This is a genomic window from Clostridium caldaquaticum (assembly GCF_023806125.1).
Taxonomy (GTDB): domain Bacteria; phylum Bacillota; class Clostridia; order Clostridiales; family Clostridiaceae; genus Clostridium_AT; species Clostridium_AT caldaquaticum.
This window is the reverse complement of record NZ_JAMSKT010000005.1, coordinates 39,174-57,355: the sequence shown is the minus strand read 5'-3', so window position 1 is coordinate 57,355 and position 18,182 is coordinate 39,174. Positions and strand designations below refer to the sequence as shown.

19 protein-coding genes are annotated in these 18,182 nt (G+C 31.0%); 16 read left to right on the top strand and 3 right to left on the bottom strand.

The genetic code is table 11. The features are described 5' to 3' along the window. The first annotated feature begins 13 nt into the window (after positions 1-13). The 8 genes from M2651_RS04250 to M2651_RS04215 all read left to right on the top strand — a co-directional run bounded on the left by M2651_RS04250 (position 14) and on the right by M2651_RS04215 (position 8,569). Positions 14-1,345, top strand: coding sequence for a TadA family conjugal transfer-associated ATPase (locus M2651_RS04250; RefSeq protein WP_252131100.1), 1,332 nt, complete (start codon positions 14-16; stop codon positions 1,343-1,345). A gap of 20 nt (positions 1,346-1,365) precedes the next feature. Beyond that, the gene (locus M2651_RS04245) at positions 1,366-2,328 is read left to right on the top strand and encodes a type II secretion system F family protein (RefSeq protein WP_252131099.1); all 963 of its coding nucleotides are present in this window, start codon (positions 1,366-1,368) and stop codon (positions 2,326-2,328) included. Positions 2,329-2,339: 11 nt separating this feature from the next. After that, positions 2,340-3,260: a type II secretion system F family protein gene (locus tag M2651_RS04240; protein WP_252131098.1), complete on the top strand. Its 921-nt coding sequence runs from the start codon at positions 2,340-2,342 to the stop codon at positions 3,258-3,260. A 4-nt stretch (positions 3,261-3,264) separates the two neighbouring features. Beyond that, positions 3,265-3,612, top strand: coding sequence for a DUF192 domain-containing protein (locus M2651_RS04235; protein ID WP_252131097.1), 348 nt, complete (start codon positions 3,265-3,267; stop codon positions 3,610-3,612). 111 nt (positions 3,613-3,723) lie between these two features. Next, positions 3,724-4,365: a nucleoside/nucleotide kinase family protein gene (locus tag M2651_RS04230; RefSeq protein WP_252131096.1), complete on the top strand. Its 642-nt coding sequence runs from the start codon at positions 3,724-3,726 to the stop codon at positions 4,363-4,365. Positions 4,366-4,525: 160 nt separating this feature from the next. After that, entirely contained in the window at positions 4,526-5,536 is a 1,011-nt protein-coding gene (locus M2651_RS04225) for an AI-2E family transporter (RefSeq protein ID WP_252131095.1), read from the top strand. Positions 5,537-5,627: 91 nt separating this feature from the next. Next, positions 5,628-6,326, top strand: a complete 699-nt coding sequence (locus M2651_RS04220; RefSeq protein WP_252131094.1) for an ABC transporter ATP-binding protein — start codon at positions 5,628-5,630, stop codon at positions 6,324-6,326. Further along, positions 6,326-8,569, top strand: coding sequence for an ABC transporter permease (locus M2651_RS04215; RefSeq protein ID WP_252131093.1), 2,244 nt, complete (start codon positions 6,326-6,328; stop codon positions 8,567-8,569). The genes M2651_RS04220 and M2651_RS04215 overlap by 1 nt, the downstream gene beginning before the upstream one ends. A 72-nt stretch (positions 8,570-8,641) precedes the next feature. Here M2651_RS04215 and M2651_RS04210 read toward each other — a convergent pair whose 3' ends face one another. After that, positions 8,642-9,028: a hypothetical protein gene (locus M2651_RS04210; protein WP_252131092.1), complete on the bottom strand. Its 387-nt coding sequence runs from the start codon at positions 9,026-9,028 to the stop codon at positions 8,642-8,644. Between the two features lie 243 nt (positions 9,029-9,271). On the opposite strand from M2651_RS04210, the gene M2651_RS04205 reads away from it, so the two are divergent. From M2651_RS04205 to M2651_RS04195, 3 genes are all read left to right on the top strand, one after another. Further along, positions 9,272-9,418, top strand: a complete 147-nt coding sequence (locus tag M2651_RS04205) for a hypothetical protein (protein ID WP_252131091.1) — start codon at positions 9,272-9,274, stop codon at positions 9,416-9,418. 97 nt (positions 9,419-9,515) lie between these two features. After that, a complete protein-coding gene (locus tag M2651_RS04200) occupies positions 9,516-10,511 on the top strand; it encodes a LysM peptidoglycan-binding domain-containing protein (protein ID WP_252131090.1) in 996 nt (331 codons plus the stop codon). A 132-nt stretch (positions 10,512-10,643) separates the two neighbouring features. Continuing rightward, positions 10,644-11,696, top strand: coding sequence for an AI-2E family transporter (locus M2651_RS04195; protein ID WP_252131089.1), 1,053 nt, complete (start codon positions 10,644-10,646; stop codon positions 11,694-11,696). Here M2651_RS04195 and M2651_RS04190 read toward each other — a convergent pair. Beyond that, positions 11,693-12,031: a metallophosphoesterase family protein gene (locus M2651_RS04190; RefSeq protein ID WP_252131088.1), complete on the bottom strand. Its 339-nt coding sequence runs from the start codon at positions 12,029-12,031 to the stop codon at positions 11,693-11,695. The two genes, M2651_RS04195 and M2651_RS04190, sit on opposite strands and share 4 nt — an antisense overlap. 54 nt (positions 12,032-12,085) lie before the next feature. Next, positions 12,086-12,682 (bottom strand): metallophosphoesterase, encoded by a 597-nt coding sequence (locus M2651_RS04185; protein WP_252131087.1) that lies wholly within the window; start codon positions 12,680-12,682, stop codon positions 12,086-12,088. 367 nt (positions 12,683-13,049) lie between these two features. On the opposite strand from M2651_RS04185, the gene M2651_RS04180 reads away from it, so the two are divergent. The 5 genes from M2651_RS04180 to M2651_RS04160 all read left to right on the top strand — a co-directional run bounded on the left by M2651_RS04180 (position 13,050) and on the right by M2651_RS04160 (position 18,148). Next, positions 13,050-13,808 carry a DeoR/GlpR family DNA-binding transcription regulator gene (locus M2651_RS04180; protein ID WP_252131086.1) on the top strand — a complete coding sequence of 253 codons (759 nt, stop codon included), beginning with the start codon at positions 13,050-13,052 and terminating at the stop codon, positions 13,806-13,808. Positions 13,809-13,833: 25 nt separating this feature from the next. Beyond that, complete coding sequence (gene pfkB, locus M2651_RS04175) at positions 13,834-14,763, top strand: 1-phosphofructokinase (protein WP_252131085.1); 930 nt, start codon at positions 13,834-13,836, stop codon at positions 14,761-14,763. 17 nt (positions 14,764-14,780) lie between these two features. Then, positions 14,781-15,224, top strand: a complete 444-nt coding sequence (locus M2651_RS04170; RefSeq protein ID WP_252131084.1) for a PTS sugar transporter subunit IIA — start codon at positions 14,781-14,783, stop codon at positions 15,222-15,224. A 121-nt stretch (positions 15,225-15,345) separates the two neighbouring features. Further along, on the top strand, positions 15,346-16,713 hold the full coding sequence (locus M2651_RS04165) for a PTS fructose transporter subunit IIC (RefSeq protein WP_252131083.1): 1,368 nt from the start codon (positions 15,346-15,348) through the stop codon (positions 16,711-16,713). Between the two features lie 130 nt (positions 16,714-16,843). Beyond that, positions 16,844-18,148, top strand: coding sequence for an alkaline phosphatase family protein (locus tag M2651_RS04160; protein ID WP_252131082.1), 1,305 nt, complete (start codon positions 16,844-16,846; stop codon positions 18,146-18,148). The last annotated feature ends 34 nt before the right edge of the window (positions 18,149-18,182 follow it).

The window sequence follows — 18,182 nt, the reverse complement described above, 5'->3', positions numbered from 1 at the left end:
AAGGAGAGATAACATGTCTCTAATAAAAAGATTAGAAGAGATAAATGTTGATAAAAAAGCTCATAAGTTTAATGAAAAAGAAAAAGATCCTTATTTTGAATTAAAAATGAAAATTCAAAACAGAGTAATTGAAGAGCTGGATATAGATTTTAATGATATTTCAGAGCATAATGAAGATTTAAAGCAAAAGATTAACTTTATTATTGCTAAAAACATAGAACTAGAGTCTTTAAATATAACAAATAATCAAAAAAACAAAATTAAAGAAGAACTTTTAGACGAGATAATTGGTTTTGGACCAATAACAGGACTTTTAGCTGACAGCAAGGTTACTGAAATAATGGTTAATGGACCTGCTCACGTATATATTGAAAGAGATGGAAAACTTGTACTTACAGATGCTAAGTTTAAAAATGATAATCATGTGCTTCATGTAATTAAAAAGATAGTAGCACCTATCGGAAGAAGAATAGATGAAAGCTCACCAATGGTAGATGCCAGACTTCCTAATGGCTCCAGAGTTAATGCTATAATTCCTCCTTTAGCTATAGACGGGCCTTCAATAACCATAAGAAAGTTTGCTGAAGATCCTTTTAAAGTTGAGGATTTAGTAAGGTTTGGTACAATGAATTCAAAAATGGCAGAGCTTTTAAAGTATTGTGTTGAGGGAAGGCTGAACATAGTAGTTTCTGGCGGAACAGGAAGTGGAAAGACTACAACTTTAAATGTTCTTTCGTCATTTATACCTAATGATGAACGTATAGTAACTATAGAAGATGCAGCCGAGCTTCAGCTTTCACAAGAGCATGTGGTTAGGCTTGAAACAAGGCCTGCAAATATAGAAGGCAAAGGAGAAATAACTATAAGAGACTTGGTTAAAAACAGCTTAAGAATGCGTCCTGATAGAATAATAGTTGGAGAGGTTCGTTCTGGGGAAGCTTTGGACATGCTTCAGGCAATGAACACAGGACATGACGGTTCCTTAACTACGGGACACGCTAACTCTCCAAGAGATATGCTTTCAAGAATAGAAACCATGGTTTTAATGTCAGGAATGAATTTGCCTGTTAAGGCAATAAGAGATCAGGTGGCATCAGCTATAGATTTAATAGTTCAGCAGTCAAGACTTATGGACGGCAGCAGAAAGATAACTCATATAACAGAAGTTCAAGGTATGGAGGGTGATGTTATAATACTCCAGGACATATTCAGGTTTGAACAAAGAGGGCTAGATAATAAAGGGAAAGTAAGAGGAGAATTTGTTTCTACAGGAATTATGCCTAAGTTTGTGCAAAAGCTTAGAGAAAAGGGTATTAATATTTCACCAGATTTACTTAGTAATTAAGAAATAGTGAGGTGATGAGGATGATATATGCAGCAGTAGGTTTAATCTTTTTATTTATTTGGACATTTATAACTGCATTAGCTTTCAAGCTTTTTAATAAGGATAATCCGATAGATAAGCTGAAGTACTTTGAGGAAGATTATGCCTTAAGAGAAAAATATGAAAACAATAAGAAAAACAAGGTTAGCCCCCTAAAGCTTCTAGCTAATATAATTCCTCAAGCTAAGCTAAATAAAAGTCAAGCTAAAAAGCTTGAAGCAGATCTTATAAAAGCTGATATGCCGATTACTGTAGAAGAACTATTAGTTTTAAAAATATTATTTTCTTCTGCTTTTGCTTTTTTAATATTTGCAGTTTTTAAAGATTACATTGTTCCTCCAATAGTTTTTATTTTAATTTGGAATGTGCCTAAGCTTATAATAGCTAATAAAAAAAAGGAAAGAATAAAGCTTTTTGACAGTCAGCTAAATGAAGGTATAACTATAATCTCTAACTCCCTTAAGGCAGGCTATTCCTTTCTTCAGGCAGTAGCTGTAGTAACAGAAGAGACAAAAGCTCCATTTTCAAAGGAATTTAAAAAGCTTCTTAAGGAAATGAGTCTAGGTATATCAGAAGAAGATGCGTTGAAAAATTTGCTTGGAAGAATGGAATCGGAAGATTTAAGGCTTGTTATGAATGCCATATTGATACAGAAAGATATAGGGGGTAACTTATCTGAAATACTTGATAATATTTCAGAAACTATTAGAGAAAGACAAAAGATTAAAAATGAGCTAAAAACCTTAACTGCTCAGGGAAGGCTCTCAGGAGTTATTGTAGGGCTTATTCCAATTGTGCTAGGAGTAGCTATATATCTTTTTAATAAAGAATATATGATTCTTTTGTTTACTACTCCACTTGGAATAGGTATGGTTATAGCGGCTTTTATTAGCGAAATAGCAGGTTTTTTTATGATAAGAAAAATTGTCAACATTGATATGTAGGAGAGGCTGATATGATTTATATTGCTGTATTTATCTTTTTTATATTTATATTTATGTTAACTTACGGTGTTTTAACCTATTTAACTGGTAATAAAATAGCTGTAGAAAAGAGAATTAAGCAGCTTAAAGATATTCATACAGTAAATGAAGAAAATACTGAGAACAAAAGCTTTTCTGAAAGAATGCTTAGACCTTTTTATAATTCTTTTAGTCAATTTCTATTGAAAGCTACCCCAAGCAGTAAGCTGGAGGTATTTAGCAAAAGGCTGGACAGAGCAGGGTTATTAAAAAACAGAACTACAGAAAAGTGGCTCTATATAAAAAGTATGACAGTATTATGTGCCGGAGTTACAATGGGACTGCTGTCTTTTACAATAGACACTAATATTTTAAAAGCTTTTACACTTGCAATTCTTATGATACTATGCGTAAATGTGTTTTTTAATTTCTATATATCAAGAAGAATAGAAACAAGAAAGTACAAAATATTAAAGGATCTTCCTTATTCTCTTGATTTAATTACTGTAAGTGTTGAAGCGGGATTGTCCTTTGATGGAGCTATGGCCAGGGTGGTAGCAAATATTAGCGGTGAACTTTGTGATGAATTTGCAAAAGCTCTTAAAGAAATTAGAATGGGAATAGAACGTAAAACTGCTTTAAGAAATATGAGCGAGCGCTGTGATGTAAGAGAACTTTCTATGCTTGTTACATCATTAATTCAAGCAGATGAGCTAGGAGTAAGTTTAGGTAGAGTGCTTAGGATAGAGTCAGCAAATTTAAGAGAGCACAGAAAGCAGGCAGCAAGGGAAAAAGCTATGAAAGCTCCTGTTAAAATTCTGTTTCCTCTTATATTTTTTATCTTTCCGGCTATATTTGTAATTATATTAGGACCAGCTGTAATAAGAATGATTGAAGTATTCAGCAAGAGGTGAAGCAATGGTTAGGAGCTTAGTATATAATGGAGAAATTCTGGCAGAAGTATATATAGCAGATACTTTTTTAAAAAGATTTTCAGGATATATGTTTAGAAAAAAGCCTCATTATGAGGCTATATTATTTAATCCTTGCAATAGTATTCATACTTTTTTTATGAAATTTTCTATTGATGTATTATTTCTTGATGAACAGATGAGAGTTATTAAGAAGCTTGAAAGTTTACAAGCTGGAAAAATAATAATGCCTATAGAAAAGGCTCAAATGGTTATTGAAGGGAAATCAGGTTTGTTTAAAAAGGTTGAATTAGGTAATAAACTTTTAGTTAAAAATAATTTACAAGAAGAGTAAAAAAGGAAGAGAATTAATATTCTCAATTTTTACTTATTTTTTCTAAAAAGTAGATTATTTAAAATATATATGGTAAAATTCTATAGGATAAGAATACTGGAGGGAACTCAAATGGACAAAGTCTTTAATGGGATAGTAATTTTTGGGGAAATGGGTGCTGGAAAGGATACTCTTGCAGAGCAGTTTTGTGCTTTGAGAGAAAATGCAAAGATTTATAAAATGAGCGTATTATGCAGAGAAATGATGAAGGTATCTAAAGTAAATCCAATGTGGAGAGGCCGTGAAAGATATATAGGTCAAACAGTTGCAGATAAGCTTAGAGAGTTAGATGATAATATTATGTGCGACTACATACTTGCGCTTATATATGAAAGATGGCAGGATAAGTATGGTTGGGATAATAGCACGGTAGAAGAATATGATTATAAGATGACACTTCTTAAGCAGCTAGAAATAATAAGAAACGAAGAGCTTTCTATTATTGTAGGCGGGCGTACTTTAACAGACTTGCACTATTTTAAAACTAAAGGGTATTTAGTTGTAGGAATTAAGGTAAGCGAAGAGGTAAGAAGGGAAAGGCTTATTGCAAGAGATGGGGAAGTTACAGTTAAAAACAGCAGCTTTGAACATAATACAGAATCGGAAGTTCCGTATATAATTAATAATTTATGCGATGAACTTATTGTAAACAATGGTACTATAAATGATTTAAAAAGAATTTCAGAGGAAATTTTAACAAAGTATAATTTTTAAAAAAGAGGCTTCCATATTAATGGAGTCTCTTTTTTGCACTAAATGAGTAGTAATTAAATATTGTGTGTCAAATTTTATCATGTTGACAAGAATTTTATAAAACAATTACAATATAATTATGAATTTTTTTTACAATCTTTAGCTAAAGAGAGGTTTGAAGATGGGATTTTTTCAATCTATAATAGAAAAGGACATAACTAAAAGAATATTAGTTCTTCTTTCGTTAGTTATAATTTTTATATTCATGAAAGGCATGATAAATTTATTCCTTTTAACATTTTTATTTACCTATCTTATTTATAGTATGCAAAATCTGGTTATGAGAAAGCTAGGTAAAATTATTCCTTTGAATTATGTAATAGTAACGGTTGTTTTTTATCTGGTTTTTGCTACATTAATAACTTTTTTCATATATAAATATATACCTGTTGTAATTAATCAAATAATTAACATAATTGGTGAAATTTCTGATTTTGATTATATGTCTAATATACATATACAAAAATATTTAGTTCCAGTGTTTGAACAGATAGATGTTAAAGGTTATACAAAAGGTGGAGTAACCTTTTTGCTTCAGCTTGCAGCAAATATTGGAAAATGGAGTATAAATGTATTTATAGCACTTATGCTTAGTATGTTCTTTATGCTTGAAAAGCATAAAGTTGTAGAATTTATGCATAGATTTAAAGAAAGCAGAATAAGCGGCTTTTATAAGTATTTGCATTATTTTGGTGTGAATTTTTTAAATTCCTTTGGAAAAGTAATTCAAGCCCAAATACTTATTGCTTTAACTAATTCCGTTCTTTCTGTCATAGGCCTTGGAATTTTAGGGTTCAAACAGCTTTTAGGGCTTGGAGTTATGATATTTTTCTTCAGTTTAGTACCTGTAGCAGGTACTATTGCATCACTTGTGCCTCTTTCAATTATTGCTTTTAATCAGGGTGGAATAATGAAAATAGTTTATGTTTTTATTATGATAGCTGCTTTGCATGCTTTAGAAAGCTATGTGCTTAATCCTAAGTTCATGGCGTCAAAAACTGAGCTTCCTGTGTTTATTATATTTATTGTATTAATAGTTTCTGAGCATTTTATGAAGGTGTGGGGGCTATTGCTTGGGATACCAATGTTTATGTTTTTTTTAGATTTACTAAATGTTAAACAAAAAGAATAATTTATAATAAAAGCAGCAAGACATAATATACTTATATTATTATGTCTTGCTGCTTTTTAAAAAATGATTATTTTAAAGGGAGGTTAAATAAATGTTTTTAAAAGTTGAAAATTTAAAGAAAAGCTATAAAACGGGCGAAGTAACAACAACAGTTTTAAAGGGCGTAGGAATGGAACTTAATAAAGGGGAAATAGGAGTTATACTTGGTCCATCTGGCTCTGGCAAATCTACTCTTCTTAATATTATAGGAGGAGTTGACAGAAGCGATTCAGGTGATGTTTTTGTAGATAATATTGAAGTTACTAAATTAAATGATAACAAGCTTACAGATTACAGAAGAGAAAAAATAGGTTTTATATTTCAGTTTTATAATTTAATACCTAATCTTACTGTTGGAGAAAATATAGAGGTAGTTTCAAACATAAGTGACTCACCGTTAGATACTGAGGAAGTTCTAAAAGCTGTAGGAATGCTTGACAAAAAGCATAGATTTCCCAGGGAACTAAGCGGTGGAGAGCAGCAAAGGGTTTCTATTGCAAGAGCTATTGTTAAAAATCCAAAGCTTTTATTATGTGATGAACCAACAGGTGCGCTTGATTTTGCAGCCTCTAGAGAAATACTGAAGCTTCTTGAAAAAATTAACAAGGAATATGGTACAACTATACTTATGATAACACATAATAATGCAATCAGTGCAATGGCAAACAGAGTTTATAAGGTTAGAAGCGGTGAGATTGTAGAGTGCATAGTCAATAATATAATTATGCCTGCAGAAAGGATTGAATGGTAATGATTATAAATAAGAAAATTAAAAGAACTATGCTTGAGAATAAGTCTCAGTATATTGGTTCCTTAGTGCTTATTATTTTAAGCTGCTTTGTTTTTACTTTGTTTAACCTGCTTTCTATTAATATTACAAAAATCTGCTTATCTTTTCAGAATGATTATAAACAAGAAGACGCAAGTTTTATGATTAATCAAAAGTTAAATAATATTGAAGCTTTAGAAGAGAAATTTAATGCAAGCATTGAAGAAACAAAGTTTATTGATTACTATATATCAAAGGATAAGACACTTAGAATATTTAGTGAAAATACAAAAGTAAATATACCGGCTATAATTGAAGGTAAAACTTTAAAGGGCGGCGATATTCTTATTGATCCTTCCTTTGCAAAGGCTAATAAATTAAAGCTTGGAGATAATATAAAAATATATGATTGTAATTTTACTATATCAGGCTTTGCTTCTATGCCAAACTATATATATCCATTAAAAGCAGTATCAGATATAATGAACGATTCTAACAGTTTTGGTATTGCAGTGATAGGAAAATCTGACTTTAGTAGTATTAACAGAGGGAATAGTTTTTATGCTATAAGATTTAATGGAGACAGAAGTTCTATCGACGATAAAATATCCGAGCTTAAAAAATATTTAAGAAGTGAAAATATAATAATTCTTAACTGGCTAAACATAGCTGATAATCCAAGAGTAACATATGTAACTGCAAAACTTAAAGGAATTGATAAAGTGAGTTCTTCTATGCCTGCAGTTATTCTATTTCTTACTTGTATACTTACCAGTATAGTTATGTGGAGAATGCTTAAAAGAGAGTCTGTTATTATAGGAACTCTTTATGCTTTAGGTTACAAGAAAAAGAATATAATGAAACATTATCTTATGTATCCCTTTACTATATCTCTTTTAGGAGGAATAGTTGGGACTATACTTGGAATGATAACTTTAAAACCTATGATAAATTTTTATATATCTTACTTTAATATGCCCGTAGGTATTCTAAATTTTAGTGTAAAATATGTAATAGCAGGTATTCTGCTGCCTATAATATTTCTAGTAGTCTGCAGTTATTTTGTAGTAAATAAGTCGTTAAAGTATTCACCTGTTGAACTTATTAAAGGCGGAAGCGAAAATAATAAAGTTGGATTTATAGAAAGAAACATTAAGCTTGATAAGTTGAAATTCAAGACAAAATTTGTTATTAGAGAACAGCTTAGAAGTATTCCAAGAAGTTTATTTCTTCTACTTGGTATTATTATGGCCACCATGCTGCTGCTTATGGGCTTTGCATCAAAAAGCTCCATGGATACTTTAATTAAGGATTCTTTTAATGAAGCTTTTAAATATAATTATCAATATGTATTTAATTCGGTTCAGCAGGGTAAACCGCAAAAGGGTGAAGCTTTTTCTGAAATACCGGTTTTATTAAAAAATGATAATAAGATTAATTTTACGGTGTATGGAGTAAGTGCTGACTCTCAGTATATCTCTTTTAAGGATAAAGCGGGTAATATGTTAAAATCTGATAAAGTAATTATTACAAGACCCTTAGCTGATAAACTTAACCTTAAACCAAAAGACACAATTAATTTGATTAACAGGCTGGACTCAAAGGAGTTCAATATAACCATAGATAATATTGCTGAAAGTTATGTAGGTCAATATATTTATATTCCTATAGATAGATTGAACAACTTGCTAGGATACCAAAAAGACATCTATATGGGACTTTGGAGCACAGAGAAGCTTGATATAGAGGAAAATAAATTATTAACTGTTGTAACTTCTAATGAATTAAAAAGTGCCTTTGATACATTAACTAAGCCTCTTCAAGCTGTTATAGGCGGTGTTGCTTTTATGGCCTTTACTATTGGATTATTAGTCATATATGTGGTAACTTCACTTATTATAGAAGAAAATAAACAAAATATTTCTCTTATGAAGGTGTTTGGCTATAGGAAAAAGGAAGTTTATTCTTTAATTTTGAACAGCTCAACTTTTATGGTTGTACTAGGGTATGTTTTAGGAGTACCTATACTTATTTTTTCTTTGAGTGCTATGTTTAAATCTGTGACAAAAGATATGAGCATATCTTTTGAAGTAACAATAAATTACATTTATGTTCTGGTTGGTTTCGTTATAATATACCTAACCTATGAATTGTCAAAATTTTTAAGCAGAAAGAAAATAAACAAAATATCTATGGCTGAAGCCTTAAAATCAAGAGCAGAATAAAACAGTTAAGCCGGCTGCTTGTAAAATTAGCGGTTGGCTTAACTGTTTATATTTTTTCTTCACAAAATTCTTTTAGGATTTGCCTCTAAACTCAGTACCGCATTTTTTGCAAGTGATAATAAGTTTTCCTTTTTTTCTAGGTACTCTAAGTTTTTGAGAGCAATTTGGGCACTTAAATATTTTATATTTAGGAAAATCTATAATAGAGGATTTATATCTATAATATTTCTGCTTGAATATTAAAAGATAATTTTCAAATACTGAAAGTTCCTGATATCTTCTATATTTATTTTTTGATACAGCCCTCCAAGTTCCATAAATAATTAAGGCATATCCAAATATAGCAGTAAGCTTTCCAAATGTAAGTATAAGACCTGCAATATAGAGGTATTTGGAAAATTTATCAAAGCCGTAGGAATTTCTGAAATAGTAGGCAGCTTTATTGAATATATTTTTCATACTATTTAAAATCCTCCTTTAAAAGTCAAATCTAATCTTTTTAAAGTTGTGTATCTTATTAATTATAACTTAACATATATAATTTATGTTCACAACAGATATTGTATGAATTTTTTATAAACGGCTGTTACATATGAATAATAATTATTAAGAAAATCTTAATAATTGCATTATATATTTGTAAGGAATGCTATTTATAATTTTATACAAGAGGTTGTTTAAAAGGTAGGGAGAATTAAAATTATGAGAAAAATAAAGATAATAATTGAGCTAATAATTATTGTAATTTTATCTATAATAATAATTCAGAAGGTAAATTCAGATATTAAAATGGGGAAGCTGCAGCTAAGAGAAGATATACATAATTATATACAGAGTGAAAAAATATAAAGCCTCTATAAATACCATAAATTTCTTAGTTATTTTTGCCGCGAAATCGATTATAATTAAATTGTAAGAAAAATGTGTCGATTTTAAGGAGGATAACATGAAAAAAAAGCTGCTTTCAGTGTTAGTATCGGCTATAATTTTTGCAGGGGGATTTTTATCTGAAGCTGCCAGTGCAGCAGTAACTACATATAAGGTTGCAGCAGGAGATACTCTATGGAAAATCTCACGCAGCTTTAATGTATCAGTAGAGGATTTAAAGAAGTGGAATAATTTATCATCAGACATAATTAGTATTGGACAAACTTTAAAGGTAGCTCCAATTCATGTGGTTGTTTCAGGGGAAACATTGTGGATTATTTCAAGAAAATATGGGATAACTGTTGATAATTTGATGAAGCTAAATAATCTAACCAGTTCTGCTATTTATGTTGGACAAGTATTAAATATAGCAGAAATTACAGCTAAGACACCATCAGTTCAGACTGTAAATTATAAGGTGGTATCTGGAGATAATCTTTGGACACTTGCAAAAAAATATAGTACATCAGTAGAGGCTATTATTAAAACTAACATGTTAGTTACAGATTATGTTATGCCTGGACAGATTTTAACAATTCCAGTAAACTCCACATCAATAGTTAAGCCTGTTGGCATAACTATGATGAAGGCGAGAGTAAACAATAGTTTTGGTGATATTTATACATGGGAAAATGCAATGAGATTATGGACTGTAGGAACCACAGGGACACTTAAGGATTTAGCTACAGGAAAAACTTTCAACATAAGATATTACGGAGGTTCAAACCATAGCGATATTGTAACTTTAACTCAAGAAGATACAAATATAATGCAGTCGATATACGGAACTTGGTCTTGGACTAAAAAAAGACCAATGGTATTAAGTTTTACAAAAGGTGGGACAAGCTATCAGATGGCGGTTAGTTTAACGGGAATGCCACATAGTTCAACAGACAGCATAACAAATGGAATGGCAGGTCATTGTGATTTGTATTTCTATAATTCAGTAGGTCACAGCGATCCAGTAGTTGATCCGGTTCATCAAGCAAATATTTTAAAAGCCAATGGACAGTAATATTGAAAAACTTCCTCAAATTTCAGAGGAAGTTTTTTTAGTGCAATCAGTGTATTTAAATGTCCATATTTAGAAAAAATATTATTATGAACTTTGTGTTTTATTAAAACTGCTACAAGGGGGTTGAAATGAATGTTATTTATATGTAAAAAATTAATTTATATTTTTGTTGTTATAAATTTAATATTGATATCCTTAATACTTTTAGGAAAGATAAATTGTATTCAAAGATTAACAGTAGCAGCTATAAAAACATTTTTAATTCCACTGTTTATTTCTGTACTTTTTTTCTATTTAATAAGACCTCTTAATAATATTTTTATAAAAAAAGGTATAAAAAGAGGTAAAGCAAGTCTTCTTACTTTAGTAATTTGTATGTTTGTTTTAGGCGGCATCACAGCGTATTTTAGCAGGTACGCTTATGGACAATTCAGACAGCTTGTGCAGCAATTATCAGTTATTATTAATGATAAGAAGCAGATGGATGGGGTTGTAAGTTTTATTAATCAGTTTATAAATATTAATGAAGTTTACTCATTGCTGGCTAGTATGGCTAAAAACTATGTGCAGCATATAGGGCGAAGCTTTATGAGAGTTGGAGCATATTTTATGAATACATTTTCTATAATTTTCGTTATAATAATTATTGTGTTTTATATGCTTAAAGATGGTCATAAATTTAAAGAAAAATTACTTGTTTTAATACCGGAGAAGTATAAAAAAATTTCTGATGAAATAATTTCAGATAGTGACAGCATACTTAACCATTATGTTATAGGTCAGGCAAAGGTGGCATTATGCTTAAGTTTAATGATATTTGCAGGTTATAAAATCATAGGTTTACCTAATGCTATACTTCTGTCTGCAATAACTTTTATTCTTGCTTTTATTCCTTTTGTAGGTTTCTTTATCTCCATGATAATTCCTGTGGTAATAGCTATAAGCATGGGTACAGCTATGTTTTTAAAGCTTGTCGCTTTATTTATCATCGTGCAGACATTAAAAGGAAGGATTGTGGTTCCTACAATCATGGCTAAAACCATGAAAATACATCCTTTAACTGACATTTTTCTTGTAATAGGAGCAATAGCTGTAGCAGGGCCTTATGCAGCTTTTGCAGTAGTTCCTATATATGCTATTGTAAAAAATGCAGTTATAAGTATAAGAAAATCAGGATATTTTTAAAAATCTGATTCAAGCCTCATCCAAGTATTAAATCTTGAAGGGTTAGCTTCGTTGATTAGAAATACTCTGGCTCCTCGTGAAAATCCATTTTTTCCGTAAGTACCGTAGCCTATGTTTCTAGAATAACCAAGTTTGATGCCATTAAGTTCTCCAATATAGTCGTTTGTGTGGTCATGTCCTACGAATATTCCTTTAACATCTCCAGACTTTAAAACTTCGTTAAAAAGTCCGGAATTAACTTTTGGAGCCGATTCTTCTTCGTTTCTTTCTCCAACGGCATTACCACTGTCCCATGCCTTTTTCCACTCAGGAAGAGGAATGTGAAAAAACATCAAAGCAGGTATTGTCTTATTATATTGTTCTTTTAATTTATCTGCTGTGCTTTTATATCAGGCTATTTGATTTGGTTTAATCCAGTCGTATTCTTTCGTATCGCTTAGGTAGCCTCCTGAGTCAAGCATATAAATATTAAAAGCAGGAGCAGAACCTTTGGAAGCTTTTATAAGAAGATTATAGTTTCCTACTCTATCAGAATTGCTAAGCCCTTCCTGACTTATATTATAAGGATAGGACATATACACCTTCATCATTTCTTTCTTGCTCATTTTTCCGTGGTCAGTATCATGGTTTCCAAAAACCACAGCCCAAGGTATATGTCTTGTTTCCATTGGCTTAGCAATATTATCAATAGCTTTTCTAACATCTGACTCGGATTTGCAGCTGCCGTCTATATTGTCACCAGTAAGAACCACAAGGTCAGGCTTTTCATAATCTAAAATTCTTTCCATAAGAGCAATAGTTCTTTTATCGATATCGGCACCATCTTGAATATCTGCAAATTGAATTATTTTAAAGGTTCCATCATTTCTAAATTTAAGTTCAGGTTTCTCCGATGTGTCTTTATCCTTGCTGTAGGTAATAGAAAAAAACAAAATTGAGCATAATGCAGCAATAGTAATTATTATCTTTCTATAAAATAGTTTCATATCTAATACCTTCACTTATAACAAATATTTACATATTAGGATAACCATTTTTTTATATATAATTCAGGATATTAATTTAGTTAAAATGAAAAAATTAAATTGCACATAAGTAAAATAAAAAAGATAAATTTGCAGATAATAAGTTTATAAATATAAATCTATTACAAAAGAACTTTAATTTTAAAATATGTTCAAATTGATTATTTTGAACATTTGTGCATATTTATGATAGTTTTATAAAATTGTAAAAATAAATGAAAATTTAGTAGAAATATGCGTGAAAACGTATTGACATTGAATACAATATGCTTTATAATCATAAATAATCATAAATGTGAATAAATAATCAAAAATGAGAGTGGTTAATTTGTTTGCTGAGGTAAGGCAAGAAAAAATTGTAGAATTATTAAAACAAAAAAGCAGTATAAAGGTTAATGAGCTGGCAGAGATTTTTAATGTGTCAGAATCTACAATAAGAAGAGACCTTCAGGATATGGAGGTTAAAGGACTTCTCATGAGGACTCATGGAGGAGCTGTAGAAGCTAAAAAAACCAGCTTTGAACCTACATTTAAGGAAAAAGAAGATAAAAAACATGAAGAAAAAACTACAATAGCTAAAATAGCAGCATCAATGATTGAAGATGAAGATATTATAATTTTAGATTCAGGTACAACAACTCTGGAAATTGCAAAATCCATTGAGGCAAAAAATATTACCGTTGTAACAAATTCAATCGATATTGCTTCAGTACTTTCAAACAGGGATGATGTAGAACTTATTGTTACCGGAGGCATCTTAAGAAAAAATACTAGAGCTATGGTTGGACATACCGGTGAAGTTACATTAAAAAACTTCAGAGTAGATAAAGCTTTTATTGGAGCTAATGGTATCTCTCTGGAAGAAGGTATAACTACTCCGAATTTTACTGAGGCTCAAATAAAAAAGGCAATGATGAATGTAGCAAATAAGGTTTTTATTGTTGCTGACAGTTCAAAATTCAATCAGGTAAGTTTTTCAGTAATCTGCTCTATCAGAGCTGTGACTGCTATAATAACAAATAATGATTTGGATGAAGCAGTTATTAAGGATTTTCAAGATGCAGGAGTTGAAATCATAATAAAATAAATTTGTATAAAGGTGGTTAGGATATATGGTAATAACAGTAACATTAAATCCAGCAGTTGATAAGACCTTAACCATTGATAACTTTACCCTAGGAAGTGTAAATAGAGTATCTAGTATAAGACACGATATTGGAGGAAAAGGTATAAATGTATCAAAGGTTTTAAAAAACTTTGGAATAGATTCTATATGTACAGGATTTTTAGGCGGAGTATGGGAAAAATACTTTCAGGATGAACTTAAAGCAAGAGGTATAAGTTCTAAATTTATTAAAATTAAAGAGAGTACAAGAACCAATGTTAAAGTGGTTGACAATGTAAATAAAGTTTATACAGATATAAACGAAGCTGGTCCTTTTATTGACAGCATAGAACTTGATGAATTTATTAAAACTTTTGAAAGTATTTGCAGCAAGGGAGACATAGTAGTTTTATCCGGCGGAAGCAGTCCTTCAATACCTACAGATATATATGCAAGATTAATTAAAATAGCAAAGCTCAAAGGGGCAGCAACTATACTGGATGCAGAAGGTAAGCTTTTGGAAGCTGGACTTAAAGAAAAGCCAGATATTATTAAGCCTAATATACATGAATTAAGCAAACTTATGAATCTTCAAGATGAATCTGAAGATACTATAATTAACGTTTCAAAAAAACTTATTGAAGATGGAATAGAAAAGATACTTGTATCCTTAGGAGAAAAGGGAGCAATTTATGTAACAAAGGATAAAGTATATAAATGTGAAGGGTTAAAAGTACCTGTAAAAAGTACAGTAGGTGCGGGCGATTCTATGGTAGCCGCATTAGTATACTGTGTAATCAATGGTCTTAATGATGTAGATACATTAAAATTTGCAAATGCTAGCGGAGCAGCAGCAGTATCTTTGGAAGGCACAGAAGCATGCACTATAAGTCAAGTAGAGCAGTTAATAAATAAAGTTGATGTAAAATTATATTAACATGGAGGTAACTGTAAATGAGCACAAAGGATATGTTTTCTAAAGAAAGAGTTAATTTTAATTTGAAAGCTTCAACAAAAAACGAAGTACTGGATGAACTTATAGATATGATGGTAGCTGATGGTAAGGTTATAGATAAGGATAAGTTTAAACAGGCTGTACTAAAAAGAGAAGAAGAGTTTTCAACAGGAATAGGTATGGGTATAGCAATACCTCATGGTAAAAGCGATGCTGTAAAAGAGGCTTCTATAGTATTTGGAAGAAGCGATAAGGGAATAGATTATCAGTCAATGGATGATAAGCCAGCTCATCTCTTCTTTTTAATAGGTGTGCCACAAGAGTCCAGCGATTTACATTTAAGAGCATTAAGTGAAATATCAAGAAAGCTTATGCATTCTGATATCAGAGAGCAGTTATTTAATGCACAAAGCTTTGAAGAGTTTATTAAAGTTTTTGAATAATTAATCTGATATTTAATGGTAAACATCTTGCGGAAAACTAAACGGAATTTTTCTTATTATATTATACTGCAGGATGTTTACCTAAATATAAAAATTTTTATAAATAAAAGGAGGATTTATTATGAAATTTGTTGCAGTGACATCTTGTCCTACCGGAATTGCCCATACTTACATGGCTGCAGAAGCTCTTCAAATGGCAGCAAAAGAGCTTGGTCATGAGATCAAAGTAGAAACTCAAGGTTCTGTAGGAGCCGAAAACGTTATTTCAGAACAAGACCTTAAAGATGCTAAAGCAGTAATAATAGCTGCTGATACTAATGTAGACAAGTCAAGATTTGCAGGTATGCCTATTGTTGAGGTTTCAGTTAAAGATGCAATAAAGGACGCTAAAGGACTTATCAATAAAGCAATTCAGGCTAAACCTTCAGCAAGCCTTACAGAAGAAGTTAATAGAATAAAGGCTCAGGAGAAAGAATCTAGAAAAGGTTTTTACAAGCATCTTATGACAGGTGTATCTTTTATGATACCTTTTGTAGTAGCTGGTGGTATATTAATAGCTTTAGGTTTCGCTTTTGGTGGAATATATGTTTATGAAAATGTAGGAACAATTGGAGAAACAATTTTTTCAACAGGAAAAGCAGCTTTTGGACTTATGGTACCAGTACTTGCAGGTTATATAGCTTATTCAATAGGTGACAGGCCAGGTTTAGTTCCAGGTTTTGTAGGCGGTGCATTAGCAGATAAGCTTGGTTCAGGTTTTATAGGTGCATTAATAGCAGGTTTAATAGCAGGTTATGTAGTGGTTTTATTAAAGAAATACATCAAACTTCCTAAGACAATGGAAGGTTTAATGCCAGTATTAGTTTTACCAGTGCTTTCTACTTTAATAATCGGACTTATAATGATTTTAGTTTTAGGAGGCCCTGTAAAGGCAATAAATGATGCTATGGCTGCATGGCTTAACGGATTAAAAGGTACTAGTGCAGTTTTACTTGGAATAGTATTAGGTCTTATGATGGCACTTGATATGGGTGGTCCAGTTAATAAAGCAGCTTATGCTTTTGGAACAGCAACAATTGCAGCTGGTCAGCCATCAACAATAATGGCAGCAGTAATGGCAGCTGGTATGGTGCCTCCTCTTGGTTTAGCTTTAGCAACAGTTTTAGCTAAGAATAAATTTACACTTCAGGAAAGAGAAGCTGGAAAAGCAGCTTGGGCTTTAGGAATATCCTTTATAACTGAAGGTGCAATTCCATTTGCAGCAGCAGACCCATTCAGAGTAATTCCATCAATAATGATTGGATCTGCAGTAACAGGTGCACTTACAATGATATTTGGTGTAACTCTAGCAGTTCCTCATGGTGGAATTTGGGTACTACTAATACCAAATGTTGTAAAAGGCTTATTATCTTATATAATTGCTTTAGCAGCAGGTACAGTTGTTTCAGCAATATTAATTATGGCACTTAAGAAGCCAATTGAAAAATAACGCATAAAAAACCTCATCAATTTTGATGAGGTTTTTTGTTGCTGAAAAAATGATTATAATTATACAAAAAGTTTAATAATAGTATGATATAATTTAAATAATAATATTCATATATGAGGTAATAATTTAAATGGATAGGGTATTAAAACACTTAATTGTTATTTCTTTCGATGGATTGGCAAGTCAAGATTTTGAATATATAAAGGCTTTGCCAAGTTTTAAAGAATTTTTAATGAAAGCTTCTTATTGCAAAAAAGTATACAGTGTATATCCAACACTTACTTATCCAGCTCATGCAACTATAGTTACGGGAAAGTATCCTAAGAACCATGGAATAATTAATAATACTCTTTTTCAGCCTAATAGAAAGTCTCCAGACTGGTATTGGCAGAGAAAATATATAAAAGGTGAAACTTTGTACGATGCAGCAATAAAGAAAGGAATGAAGGTTGCTGCACTATTATGGCCTGTTACGGCAAAATCTAAAATTCAATATAATCTTCCAGAGATTTTTGCTAACAGGCCTTGGCAAAATCAGATAATGGTATCACTTTTAAATGGAAGTCCTCTTTATCAGATTGATTTAAATAACAAGTTTGGTCATATAAGACAAGGTTTAAAACAGCCTTATTTAGATGATTTTGTACATCAATCTCTTCTTCATACCATTAAAGAAAAGAAACCTGACATAACTTTGGTTCACTATGTGGATTTAGATACTATGAGGCACTATCATGGTTTTAATTCTAAAGAGGCAAGAGAGGCTTTAGAAAGACATGACAGAAGGCTAGGAGATATAATTAGAACTTTAAAAGAAAATGATATGTATGAGAATAGTACTATAATAGTACTTGGAGATCACAGCAGCTTAGATGAAAATAAAATTATAAACTTGAATGTACTTTTAAGAAAAAATGGTTATATAGATTTAGATAACTCTCTAAAAATAACAGCCTACAAAGCAATTATGAAAAACTGTGATGGTTCAGCCTACATATACGTAAAGGATAAAAACGATGCTAAATTAATAAGGAATATTTATAGCTTAATAGAAAAATTTAATTATGAGCATAAATGTATAGAAACAATATATACAAGCAAACAGGCAGAAGAATTAGGAGCAGACCCTGATTGTGCTTTTATGCTTGAAGCAAATAAGGGATATTATTTTGGAGATAGTGTAGAAGGAGAAATAATTAAACATATAAATCCTGAGGAAGTAGGTCATGTACTTCATGTGACAAAAGCTTCTCATGGCTACTCACCTTTTAAAAAGGACTATACAACTATATTTATGGCAAGCGGTAAGGGAATAAAAGAAGGTATAATTGTTGAAGAAATGAATTTAATTGATGAAGCTCCAACCATGGCTAAGCTAATGGGATTAGAATTAAAAGAGGCAGACGGCAGAATTATTGAACAATTTTTACAATAAATTAATGTTAATTTAAAATAAAAGACAGACAAAT